Raw genomic sequence first — 11,343 nt, 5'->3', positions numbered from 1 at the left:
TCTTGATCAGGGATGATTGACGGGGTTCGGCAGGCCGGGGGGTATCTCCAGGACGTAGTCGCCTGAAAGATCGAGGCCTTTGACTTCAACGGTCGTCTCAATGCGGCGTCCGGGGCCCCGTCCCTTGATGAAGACGACGAGATCGATCGCCTCTGCGATCAGCCGACGAGGAACGGTCGTCACCGCTTCCTGGATGAGTTGCTCGATCCGATAGAGCGCCGCGCGCGCGGAGTTGGCGTGCACGGTTGCTATTCCGCCGGGATGACCGGTGTTCCAGGCTTTCAGCATATCGAGGGCTTCCCCTCCCCGGACCTCACCCACGACGATCCGGTCGGGGCGCAGCCGAAGGGTCGAGCGCACGAGATCGGCAAGCGTTGCGACCCCGGGCTTGGTCCTCAGCGCGACCGCGTCCTTGGCGTCGCATCGGAGTTCGCGGGTGTCCTCGATGATGACCACGCGCTGGCCCAGACCTGCGACCTCGGCCAGGAGAGCATTGGCGAGCGTGGTCTTGCCCGAACCGGTCCCGCCGGCGACCAGGATGTTGCGCCCTCTGGCGACCGCCTCGGTGAGGATTTTTGCCATCGCGGGCGAGGCAATCTGCGCTCTGACATAGTCTGACAAATGGAACGTGGTTGTTGCGGGCTTGCGGATGGCAAAGCAGGCGGCGAGCGCCACCGGTGGCAACAGACCCTCGAACCGCTCGCCGGTTTCGGGCAGTTCAGCGGAGACGATGGGCGACGACCCACTGGCCTCGGCGCGGACGTGGCTTGCGACGAGACGGATGATCCGCTCAGCTTCGTGCGGCGTCAGGATCACGCCGGTGTCGGCCCGTCCGGAACCGTGGCGATCGAGCCATAGCCTGCCGTCGGGATTGACCAGAACTTCGACCACGTCCGGTTCATCGAGCGCCAATGCGATAGCCGGGCCCATAGCGGTACGCAGCATGTTGCGGCGGCGCTCACGGGTCTCGGGCGAGAGGAGATCAGACAATGCCGACCTCCTCTCGTCCTTCCGGAGAATGCTCCGGCGGCTCACCCGTTGCGCTACTCGCACGGGGATTGGCTTCGTCTCCTGCCGTCGGCTGGCCTAACGGCGCACCCTCCTCCAGATTTCGCAAGAAAAGATCCGGATTGGAGGCACTGACCCTCTCCATCACGTCGGCCACGAGCCGGCCCCCCGAGGCGATGCGTTTGCCGACCTGGGCAACGAACATCTCGAAGCGTTCGCGCCCCAAGGCCCGCGCGGCGTCCTGGTCACCCGACGGCAATGGCGGTGTGATGGTGAGGTAGTAGCGGACAAAGAGCGCAATGGTTTCCGCCGTGATCGAAAGATCGCGATCCATGCGGTCGAGCTGCCGGCTCATGCGATCGAGGCGGCGCACCAGGGCTGCATCGCCGCTCTGATCGCGCTCCGGGTTGAGAAAGCGATCGAGCGCTGTGTCCACAATCGCGGACTTGTTAGTTCCTGGCCGGCTGGCTGCCTGCGTAAGACGCTTGGCGACATGATCGGAGAGATAGACAGACAGTTTCGGTTTCATGGCTTGTCCCATCAAAACGCTGGAAGCAGATCATCGTCGTCGCGCGTCACCGCATGGGCGCGGCGAACCGTTTCCGACTGGCTGGCGGCGCGCTGCATCTGGCTGCGATCGGAGGCGGCGTCGGAATCGTCTTCAAAGAGACGTTCCTCGCCGGAAGAAGTCTCGCCGACGCCACGCGCAGGCTCATCGAACAGGGGCAGTTGCTGCTTGAGCCCGCCCTCTTCCTCGGCGTCCTGCATCAGGTCGCGGAACGGAAGAGTTGCTAGCCGGAGATCGACCTGCCGGAGTTGATCCTGCCAATCATGGGCTCTTGAGGGTGGGCGATCAGCGTATAGGCCGCTATCGAGCCGTGGCGTCGGAAGCAGCCGCCCGGTGAAGTTTGCGTCCTCATAGTGCCTCAGCTTTTGGGCGCGGACGGGCGCAAGACCGGACACAAGAACGATTGCCTCACCCGGAGGGAGCTGCATCACCTCGCCCGGCGTCAGCAGCGGCCGCGCGGTCTCCTGCCGGCTGACCATGACGTGGCCGAGCCAAGGCGCGAGCCGATGGCCGGCATAGTTGCGTTGCGCCCGCAGTTCCGTGGCGGTACCGAGTGCATCCGAGATGCGCTTGGCTGTACGCTCATCATTGGCGGAAAACGCAATGCGCACATGGCAATTGTCGAGGATGGCGTTGTTCTCGCCATAGGCCTTGACGATCTGATTGAGCGACTGCGCGATCAGGTAGGCGCGGATGCCGTAACCCGCCATGAACGCCAGCGCGCTCTCGAAGAAATCAAGCCGCCCCAGCGCCGGGAACTCATCGAGCATCATCAGGAGTTGCCGCTGCCTCGGCGCTCCGTCATTCGTGTTCAACGTTTCGGTAAGACGGCGGCCGATCTGATTGAGGATCAGCCTGATCAACGGCTTGGTGCGGCTGATGTCGGAGGGTGGCACTACGAGATAGAGCGTGACCGGCCTGTCGGCGGCAACGAGGTCGGCGATCCGCCAGTCACAGGCCTCGGTATTGCGGCCGATGGTCGGATCCCGATAGAGGCCGAGGAAACTCACCGCGGTCGACAGCACGCCGGAGCGCTCGTTTTCGGACTTGTTAAGCAGCTCGCGCGCCGTTGCCGCCACAACAGGATGAACCTTGGGTACGTCCACCGTGCCGAGATGGTTGGTCGCCATCATGATCCGCAGCGTCTTCTCGAACGATTGCGCGGGATCTGCGAGGATTTCAGTGACGCGGGTGAGGGTCTTGTTCTCCTCGGCATAGAGAACGTGAAGGATCACCCCGACGAGCAACGCGTGGCTGGTTTTTTCCCAATGGGTACGGCGCTCCAGCGCGCCTTCCGGATCAACCAGAATGTCGGCGATGTTCTGAACGTCCCGGACTTCGGCAGCACCCTTCCGCACCTCGAGCAGCGGATTGTACCGGGCACTCCTGACGTCGGTCGGATCGAACAACAAGCAATGCGAGAAACGAGACCGCCAGCCGGCCGTCAGGTACCAGTTCTCGCCCTTGATGTCGTGAACCACGGCCGACGAGGTCCAGGAGAGCAAGGTCGGTAGCACCAGACCCACGCCCTTGCCCGATCGCGTCGGCGCAAAGCACATCACATGTTCTGGCCCGTCATGACGGAGATAGTCGCCGTCGATGCGGCCGAGGAAAACGCCTTTGGCTTGGAACAGGCCGGCGCCAGCGATCTCCTTTGGTGTCGCCCAGCGCGCCGAGCCGTAGGTCGTGACCAGTTGATTCTGCCGGGCGCGCCAGACGGAATTGACGACCGCAAACAGCGCGCCCGCAATTCCCCCACCGGCAGACATAGCGCCGGCGCGCTCGAAGATCTCGGGCGCGTACGCTTCGTAGGCGTACCACCACTCGAACAGCCGCCATGGCAGATAGACCGGATAGCCCGACAGCGTGAACCAGGGCGAGCCAAGGCCGTGCTGATAGCCGAGCGCGCTGGCCGTCCACTGCGTCGCGCCCCACGTCGAGGTGAAGACGATGCCGAAGACGACGGCGATCTGTCCCACGTAGATTTTTGCCGGAAACATTCCTTGCCCCATTCACAGCGAGACGTGAACGGCGCGATGAAGAGGACGAGAACGATGCACATTCAATCGAAATAAAAATCGTGCTGCGCAAAGAAATCCGCGCTCATCAAATGCGCTGAAGAGAGATCACGCGTAATCCAACTTCGGTGTAGTTCGGGAAACACCTCAATAGAATGTGAGCGGTGTGATGATGTTGGCTCACGCTTCCAGCAGCCATCCGGCCGACGGTGGATCGCGCCGATATTCGGATCGGAAACACCCGACTCGACAATCCGGGCGGCCCGGCGATCTTCCGATTCCATGCTCCCGTACCCGATTTTGGGACGATTCCGCGGTTAATGGCGTGTTATACTCACTCCGCGGATTGAGTATAACACGCTGGACTCATAGGAAAGATCGAGTTATACTCAATCCGCGAAGTGAGTATAACTGACGGAGATCGTGATGGCAGCCGCCCCACTGGTCGCGCAGACGACCTACGCTGAACTCTTGGAACGCTGCGCGAATGCGGCGTTCGACGAGGCTTTCGCCGAGGAAGGCGCCTTTACGGTCAAGACCATCAAGGGGCGCCGCTACTGGTATTTTCAGACTGGAACCGGGGACGCGCGGACACAGCGCTATGTGGGCGCGGAAACACCAGACCTTTTGGAGCGAATCGCCGGCCACAAGGAGGCCCGCGATGATGAGCGCGAACGCCGTGCGCTTGTGTCCACGCTGGTGCGGTCCTTCAACCTGCCGCGTCCCATCCCGGAAATCGGCGACATCATAACCGCGCTGGCAAAGGCTGGAGTCTTTCGGCTTCGCGGTGTTCTCGTCGGCACCGTCGCCTACCAAACCTATTCGGCCATGTTGGGCGTCAGACTGGCTTCCGCCCCGCTCGAGACCGGCGACGTTGACATTGCCCAGTTCAAGAATGTGTCGGTGGCGGTCGAGGACAGCACCCCGCCAGTCCTTGAAGTACTGAAGGAAGTCGACAAGACCTTTCGAGCGATCCCTCACACAGTCGATGGCCGGCGGGTGACAAGCTATGCCGCCAAGGGCGGCTTGCGCGTCGACTTTCTCACGCCCAACGAAGGGGGCGAAACCGGACAGCCTCAAGCGCTGCCTGCACTGCAAACGGATGCGCAGCCGCTGCGCTTCCTCGATTTTCTAATTCACGAACCTGAACCAGCCGTGATCCTGCACAATGCCGGGATCTTCGTTCAGGTCCCTTCGCCGGCGCGCTATGCCGTTCACAAGCTGATTGTGTCGCGCCGGCGTCGCGAGGGGTTAGCGAAGCGAGACAAGGACGTTCAGCAAGCCAGTGTTCTTCTGGAGGCGCTCGCCGAGAAGCGGCCTCATGAACTCAAGCTTGCCTGGGAGGAAGCCTACAAACGGGGCCCAAGCTGGCGCGAATTGCTCATTCAAGGATTGAGCGTTGCGAGCGGCAGCGCAAGAGATTCGACGCTTAAGATTGCCGGCGTGCACCGCTCCACGATTCCTGGCCTTGATTTAACCTTCGACAATCCCCCGGTGCGCCATGATTTCAGCAGGGATATCGTGACATTCCAGGGCAGCGCGCTCGGTAGCTCAGTCGCATGCGCGATCAGCCGTGAGGCGCTCGACAACCATTTCGGCACAGATGGACAAGATCCGAAGGGACGCGTCGAGGCTGTCCTCAGAAACAGATCCAGAGTCGAGCTCATGGCTCGCGCCAAGTATCTCTCGTGGCCAGTGGACGAACCCGGCGCCGTGCTGATCAAGACCATGGACGTTCCGAAGTTACTGAACGAAATATCGGCCACGACACCGCCAAAGCCGTCTTCCCGACCGACCGGCAAGGCCCGCACAAAGCGTTGAGGCCTGTACCGGCAAGCGCCAAATCGCCAAGAGCGGCTCACCGCCCCAATCCGCGCTTGATCCCGATCGACCAAGAAATCCCTTCGCCGCCAACGACGCCGGTGACGCTCTGCCCCTTGGCGCGTTCAAGTACCGGGCGCCATGGCACCAGGCTGAATTCCTGTGCCCGTTCGATCAGGGCAAACCGTCCACTGTTCAGCGTCAGCGTCCGCCGAAAGGTTCCGGTCAGCCGATCGCCGGGCTTGATCTCGGAATATCCAAGGCCGGTTTCGCCGGCGATGCGGGCGCCGGTCTCGGCAAGCTCACGTCGCTCCAGCGTCTGCAGGAGATTGCGCGCATAGACCATGCGGCCGTCCTGCTCGCGCGCGAGCCCCTGTTCGAGCAACCATTGGCGCCGTGCCCGAATGGCCGCGCCGACATCTGACCCAAGCCCCATCGGAGCGATCGTCTCGGGGTCCTTCGCGACCAGCTGGCGGTCAAGCCAGGTCGCGCCGTTGGCGTTGGGCAACTCTTCAAGGTTCCGCCACGACAACACGGTCATTCGCACAGGACGTTCTGAGCGGTTCACCACCTCGAAGCGCTCGGCCCGGTCGAGATGACCTTGCCCGACATGCCATCGCCCGTCCGGCAACCGCTCGGCCAAGCCCTGCCTTCGCATCGCCTCAAGCCGGCGAGCGTGACTTTGGATAAACTCTGCTGAAGCGCGCGGGTCGGTGTCGCGATGAATATCCCCACTATAGAGCCCTTGGTTGCGCGTCGCGATCTCCGCGATGGTACGGTCGACCTGGCGCGGACTCGCCTCCCACGCACGCAGCTCGATAATCGTATTGCGGGTGAGCGGCTCGTCCTCGGCGCGTCGTAGCCCGAGCTCGACATAATGCGTCCGGCCGTCGATCCCGTCGACGATCGCATAGCGCCGCTCACGCAATTCGTCCGAGAACCCTTCCGCGACCAGGCGTCCGACGATGCGGTTGCCGACTTTGGGGTCGAAGATCGCTTGATCGGCCGCGGCGCGATTGAGCCCAGCGCCCCTGAGGTCGCGGTGCATGGTCTTGATGATATCGCCGCGCTCCCCCATGCGGCGCAAGGTCGGCTCGATGTCCCCGGCGATCCGCCACGTGCCCGGCGCCGTCTCTTCCGCCAAACCCAGACGCTCGAGCGCCCGAAGTCTACCCATCCTCATGGCATGACGCCGAGGGTCGCGCTCCAGCTTTGCGGAAAGCGCAAGGATGCCGTCGCGGGTGTCGCGCAGAATCGCGCGGTCGAGACGGGTGAAGCGCTCGGCGCCGACCTCGCGTTCGAGCTTGCGCAGATGGTCCAATTCGCTTTCGGGGCCCAGTTCGCGGGTGATAAGTTCGCTCGCCCGGGCCCGCATCCCGTGGGCGATGTAGTCGCGGGCGATCACGAGGTCGCTCCCGCGATCGTCCTTGCCGCGCACCACGATATGGCTGTGGGGGTGGCCGGTATTGAAGTGATCGGCCGCCACCCAATCGAGCCTGGTGCCGAGATCGGATTCCATCTGCCGCATCAGGTCACGGACGAACGGTTTGAGATCGGCGATTTCGCCAGAGTCCTCCGGCGCCACGATGAAGCGAAACTGGTGGCGGTCGCCTTCGCCTCGCTCAGTGAACGCCTTGGCATCAACGCGATCGTGGCCTTCATCGTAGAGTTCGCCGGGATTGCCCTCGCGCGTGACCCCGTCGCGCTGGACGTAGCGCAGATGCGCACGCACCGCGCCCGCATGCCCTGCCTTGATTCGGACGATCCGCGCCTTGATGACGACCCGGCGCTGGCCTGCGGAGCGACGGCTTGCGAGCACCGTGCCTTGCGCGTAGCCGCGGCCCGTGCGTGAACCGGTGAAGGTGGAAGCCCGGCGCGGTCGCCCGGTGCCGAGCTTGTTCGCGATCTTTCGGACGCGCTTGACGTAACCGATTGCCTTGCGGCCGCGGCGGTTGCCGATCCGACCAAGCCTGACCCTGAACTCGTCGTCGGTGTCGGACACAAGCGCTCTCCTTAAACGGCAGGCGCATGTGTGAACGGATTTCCGGCGCGTCAAGATGCAGACGTCGTTCATCAATCGGCAAAGCCGCTTAGCCTCAAGCTGGCGACACCACCTTCGCCGGTAGCGACAAATCTTGGATGTGCAGACAACGACTTAGGCGCGTTTAGGCGCCAGTGCTTTTATCTTGCCCTCCCGCTTCGCTCGTAAGCGTCCGGAGCTTGCACGACTTTCTGAGAGTGCGTTCTCGTTCCATTTCGGGTTCTCTGCTGCATTGGAGAATCTCCGGTGGGTCCAAAACATTTCCAGAGCAAAGCCAGACGCGAGTGGTGGTCGATTCACATCGAGGCCTGGCGGCGCAGCGGCGTTTCGCGTGTCGCGTATTGCCGTCGGCATCGATTGGACGAGGGAACGTTCGCGCGCTGGCTCAACGCGCTCACTGGGGAGGAGGCTGCACGCAAGCTTACGGAATATCAGACCGAATTGCGCCGCGAGAAGCGTCGCGAGGAGCGAGAAAAAGGACTGAAACGACGCCAGCGGCGGCGCTTTAGCGTGAGCACCGACACGCAATCGCGAGCAGTTCAGGCGTTCTGGGCTATGCACGTCGAGGCGATGAACTGGAGCGGAATGGGCGTTCGCGAATACGCTGCTGCGCTGTGTCTGTCGCCCTATGCGCTCCGCAAATGGCGTGACCGGTTGGACGGCGGCGAGATTGAAATCGACTGGCGCGCGCATCTTCACCCCTCCGCCCGCCCCGTCGTTGGCACTAGTGCTAAGAAATCGGCCTCCGAAAGCCACTTGACAGGAGCAGCAAATGACGCTGCGCAAACGCCAGCGACGCCCGTCCGGCGCTTCTTCAGCGATGAACAGAAGCTTGCGATCGTAATGGAAACCGAGCAGCCGGGTACAACGGTCTCCAGCGTTGTCCGCAAGCACGGCATCGTTACCGGGCTGCTGTTCCGCTGGCGGGTGGAGTTCGCCGTAGCGCAAAAGAAACGTGCAAGGCTCGCTTCCGTCGCGCTGGCGGACGACATAGTAGCCACGCGCTTTCTGCAACCGCCTGACGGAACGACGGCTGTTGATCCGCCCGACGGGCGGCAGGTCTTTGCTACCGCCGACAGCGATCCTGATGTCGTGCGGGCGCGCGTTAAAAGCGGAGAGATCGCGCCATGATGATCGTGCCCGCGGGCGTAAAGGTGCATGTGGCGCTGGGCTATACCGACATGAGGATTATGCGGAGCGCACGGTTATGCAGAGTCCGCGGCGGAATGTTGCGGCCGCCGCGGCTTTTCTCGTAGATCTTACTCCGCATAATCCGGCCTGCGTTTGACCGTGCTCAGCATGGCGAGCAGCTTGTCAGGCGCGCGGAAGCGTCCGGGCTTCAGCATCGGCGGCACCATGGCGGCGAGCGCTTCGAGCTTTTCGGTCGGGTCCGCGCGCAGGTAGACCTCGGTACTTTGCAGGTTGGCGTGTCCGAGCCAGAGCGAGACCTTCCGCACGTCACGGGTTGCCTACAGGGTGTGCATCGCGCAGGTATGCCTGCTATATCGACCAAGACATAGGCGACACAGCGCTGCGATGGAACTGCTGCAAGCCGGCGTCGACTGCTCCGTGATCGCGCTGTGGCTCGGTCATGAATCGGTCGAGACGACGCAGACGTACCTGCACGCCCACCTCGCCCTCAAGGAAGCTGCCCTGGCGAAGCTCAAGCCGTACGAGCGCGGCAAGCGAACCCGCTTCCAGCCGAACGACCGCCTGCTCGCCTTTCTGGAGGCGCTCTGAACGACCAGACTATGCCGAATGGAATGGGGCTGCCGTGCACGCGATCGACGGTGCCAGCGTGACAACGGCGTGCCATACCAAACCCGTTCGGCATAGTTCGGCGGGCGACATAAACCTGCAAACTCAACGGTGTCGAACCCTACGCTTACCTGTGCAACGTGCTCATGCGAATGGTGGATGGTCACCCCATCAACCGCCTCGACGAACTGCTGCCGTGGACCTGGAAAACAGAAAATCATGTCAAGACCTGACTGATGTGCAAGCTCCGGACGCTTACCTTCGCTCGTTCACCCGTTGGTCTCAATGGAAGAGCTTGCTTGACCGCAGGTTCGCGGTCTGCCCGAACGAAGGCTCAGCGGCATACCGGGGAAGGTGCGCGCCTTTTTCTGACACGCACGATCGCTGTCATGGGCAACTTCAAATATTTGGATTCCAGGTCCAGAGCGGATGCGCCACGCCCAGGACGTCGCAGCGCAGCACCGGGCCGAAGTATCGCGAGTCGAACGAATGAGGGTGCGGCTGCAGCAGGAAAAATTCTCCTTCAACAAGCCGCAAGCAGCCTTCCCAGGTTGGCAGGGGCCGTCCCCCTCGATCGTTCTGAAGCACCTCTACAATGACCTTTCCATTGACCAAGATCGATTCGATCGGTGCTTTGGCGCGGCACACTTCATCGCCGCCGGCCGCAGCCACCTGCTTCAGAAGGGGTACCGGCCCGGGCAAAACACCATGCGCGATGATCAGGAGCTCAATAGCCGGCGGCGGTCTGAACAGCGCCAGTTCACCGTGCGCGGGCAGCCGTTGCTCCAGATAGTAGAAGCCGAGTGGCGCGCTGCCCGAGGCATTATAGATCAACAGCGGCATCCCGTTCGCGAAGGAAATCAGCACTGCGATGATGCTGGCGCACATGGCCGAGAGCACGGCCAGTTGGCGCCAGGGACTTGCGCGATCAATCAGCATCGGAGGTTGACCTCCGCTTATTGGCTTGCGAATATTCGATGAGGTCTTCGATGTGGTAGCGGACATAGCGTCCGTGCTTGCGGTAGGCGGGTCCTCTGCCGTTCACCCGCATTTTTTCAAGGGTATTCTTGGTGAGGCGCAGCCAGGCGGCAGCCTCTACCGTGTTGAGAAACGGCTTATCGGACTCTTTGTCGTCACTCTTCGTCATTTCCGAGGCTCCTTGTCACCTACCTCATCAAGCACGAGGCGTGAGAAGAAGCGTCGTCACATCGGCAACCTAATTGGGAGTGGCGAATGCGGCAGGGTCTGTTTCGCCATCCCGCGAAAGCAAGTCTCGTCAAGCCGCGACAAGAAGCGGCTAGCTCAGGAGATCGCGATAGCCGCCCTTCATCAATTCGGTTCCCTTGGCAACAAGCCGTCGCGTGCGATCTTTCAGGAATTGACTGTGCCCGTGCCATTCCTCCGCAACTTTTTTCTCCCCGAAGATCGTGATTGCGATCTGGCGGTAGGTCTTGCCCTCCAGGCTTTCATCGAGCGCGATCAGGGCGTGGTGCATACGTTCGTCGCTTGCCAACGGCGGCGTTTGTATCGTCCTCTGGCCAGGCTCGGTGAAACGCTTCAGGCGCTTCAGAAGCTCGATTTGCGCGGAGAGGTCGCCGAGGCCATGGAGCTCAAAGACCGGCGCAAAGGGCGCAGTCAGGGCAGAAAGACCGCGAATTTCGAGGGGGACATGAACGCCCGCTCCCTTCACCAACACCAATGGGATCTCGTCGACACCGATGACCGCCATTCGATTGACCTTGAAGTCCGCAAGCGTGGACGGCGGCGTGTTTTCGTTGCCATTTCGCATTTGGGCGTTGAGGCGGATCACCCGCTTCAGGGCATCGACGTGCCAGAACACCGGTGCCTGCCGGGCGCGTAGCGCGGGGTCGGCAAAGGCATAAAGTCCCCATCGTTCGGCGCGAGGAAAGCGTCGCCGCAGACGCAACAGCCACGTCCCATCGCTAAGTCTGATGTACGGCAGACGTCGAGGAACGGAGCCTCGCCACTCGGCGATATAGTCTTTGTTCCGGCGCAAGAACTCCCACGCCCAGTCGCATGGGTCATAGCCCGCCGGATCAAGGCGAGCGCTGCCATCGCGCGGACGGCGGTGCGAAGACATGTCGGGTTGGTTCAGGGCCTGCCCCAAG

10 protein-coding genes and 3 pseudogenes are annotated in these 11,343 nt (G+C 62.3%); 4 read left to right on the top strand and 9 right to left on the bottom strand.

The genetic code is table 11. The features are described 5' to 3' along the window. Nucleotides 1-6 precede the first annotated feature (6 nt). The 4 genes from trbB to KIP88_RS37820 form a co-directional block, all read right to left on the bottom strand. The gene (gene trbB, locus KIP88_RS37835) at nt 7-945 is read right to left on the bottom strand and encodes a P-type conjugative transfer ATPase TrbB (RefSeq protein WP_214493303.1); all 939 of its coding nucleotides are present in this window, start codon (nt 943-945) and stop codon (nt 7-9) included. Between the two features lie 37 nt (nt 946-982). Then, nucleotides 983-1,537 (bottom strand): CopG family transcriptional regulator, encoded by a 555-nt coding sequence (locus tag KIP88_RS37830; protein WP_214493273.1) that lies wholly within the window; start codon nt 1,535-1,537, stop codon nt 983-985. 11 nt (nt 1,538-1,548) lie between these two features. Beyond that, nucleotides 1,549-3,576 carry a conjugal transfer protein TraG gene (locus tag KIP88_RS37825; protein WP_214493272.1) on the bottom strand — a complete coding sequence of 676 codons (2,028 nt, stop codon included), beginning with the start codon at nt 3,574-3,576 and terminating at the stop codon, nt 1,549-1,551. A 62-nt stretch (nt 3,577-3,638) separates the two neighbouring features. Beyond that, nucleotides 3,639-3,878 (bottom strand): hypothetical protein, encoded by a 240-nt coding sequence (locus KIP88_RS37820; RefSeq protein WP_214493271.1) that lies wholly within the window; start codon nt 3,876-3,878, stop codon nt 3,639-3,641. A 142-nt stretch (nt 3,879-4,020) separates the two neighbouring features. On the opposite strand from KIP88_RS37820, the gene KIP88_RS37815 reads away from it, so the two are divergent. Beyond that, a complete protein-coding gene (locus KIP88_RS37815) occupies nt 4,021-5,415 on the top strand; it encodes a GSU2403 family nucleotidyltransferase fold protein (protein ID WP_214493270.1) in 1,395 nt (464 codons plus the stop codon). 37 nt (nt 5,416-5,452) lie between these two features. Here KIP88_RS37815 and rlxS read toward each other — a convergent pair whose 3' ends face one another. Continuing rightward, nucleotides 5,453-7,417, bottom strand: coding sequence for a relaxase/mobilization nuclease RlxS (gene rlxS / locus KIP88_RS37810; protein WP_308163726.1), 1,965 nt, complete (start codon nt 7,415-7,417; stop codon nt 5,453-5,455). A 285-nt stretch (nt 7,418-7,702) separates the two neighbouring features. Between rlxS and KIP88_RS48295 the strand changes: the two genes are divergently transcribed. After that, nucleotides 7,703-8,587, top strand: coding sequence for a transposase (locus KIP88_RS48295; RefSeq protein WP_214493268.1), 885 nt, complete (start codon nt 7,703-7,705; stop codon nt 8,585-8,587). A 128-nt stretch (nt 8,588-8,715) separates the two neighbouring features. Here KIP88_RS48295 and KIP88_RS37800 read toward each other — a convergent pair. After that, nucleotides 8,716-8,955, bottom strand: a pseudogene (locus KIP88_RS37800) (integrase); the annotation flags it as partial. 10 nt (nt 8,956-8,965) lie between these two features. On the opposite strand from KIP88_RS37800, the pseudogene KIP88_RS37795 reads away from it, so the two are divergent. Together KIP88_RS37795 and KIP88_RS37790 are read left to right on the top strand one after the other, a co-directional pair. After that, nucleotides 8,966-9,196, top strand: a pseudogene (locus tag KIP88_RS37795) (tyrosine-type recombinase/integrase); the annotation flags it as partial. Between the two features lie 113 nt (nt 9,197-9,309). After that, nucleotides 9,310-9,447: pseudogene (locus KIP88_RS37790) on the top strand (transposase domain-containing protein); the annotation flags it as partial. 166 nt (nt 9,448-9,613) lie between these two features. Here KIP88_RS37790 and KIP88_RS37785 read toward each other — a convergent pair. The 3 genes from KIP88_RS37785 to KIP88_RS37775 all read right to left on the bottom strand — a co-directional run. Then, entirely contained in the window at nt 9,614-10,153 is a 540-nt protein-coding gene (locus tag KIP88_RS37785; protein ID WP_213253727.1) for a S26 family signal peptidase, read from the bottom strand. Continuing rightward, the gene (locus tag KIP88_RS37780; RefSeq protein WP_057849756.1) at nt 10,143-10,361 is read right to left on the bottom strand and encodes a helix-turn-helix domain-containing protein; all 219 of its coding nucleotides are present in this window, start codon (nt 10,359-10,361) and stop codon (nt 10,143-10,145) included. The genes KIP88_RS37785 and KIP88_RS37780 overlap by 11 nt, the downstream gene beginning before the upstream one ends. 150 nt (nt 10,362-10,511) lie before the next feature. Next, on the bottom strand, nt 10,512-11,343 hold an 832-nt coding region (locus tag KIP88_RS37775), incomplete at its 5' end, for a DUF2285 domain-containing protein (RefSeq protein WP_214493267.1).

This window comes from Bradyrhizobium sp. SRL28, from assembly GCF_018596315.1.
Classification (GTDB): Bacteria; Pseudomonadota; Alphaproteobacteria; order Rhizobiales; family Xanthobacteraceae; genus Bradyrhizobium.
This window is presented reverse-complemented; position numbering and strand designations above follow the sequence as displayed.

Coding starts and splice junctions, on each gene's coding strand:
- trbB (WP_214493303.1), bottom strand. CDS start 945: ATGCTGCGTACCGCTATGGGCCCGGCTATCGCATTGGCGCTCGATGAA.
- KIP88_RS37830 (WP_214493273.1), bottom strand. CDS start 1,537: ATGAAACCGAAACTGTCTGTCTATCTCTCCGATCATGTCGCCAAGCGT.
- KIP88_RS37825 (WP_214493272.1), bottom strand. CDS start 3,576: ATGTTTCCGGCAAAAATCTACGTGGGACAGATCGCCGTCGTCTTCGGC.
- KIP88_RS37820 (WP_214493271.1), bottom strand. CDS start 3,878: ATGGAATCGGAAGATCGCCGGGCCGCCCGGATTGTCGAGTCGGGTGTT.
- KIP88_RS37815 (WP_214493270.1), top strand. CDS start 4,021: ATGGCAGCCGCCCCACTGGTCGCGCAGACGACCTACGCTGAACTCTTG.
- KIP88_RS37785 (WP_213253727.1), bottom strand. CDS start 10,153: ATGCTGATTGATCGCGCAAGTCCCTGGCGCCAACTGGCCGTGCTCTCG.
- KIP88_RS37780 (WP_057849756.1), bottom strand. CDS start 10,361: ATGACGAAGAGTGACGACAAAGAGTCCGATAAGCCGTTTCTCAACACG.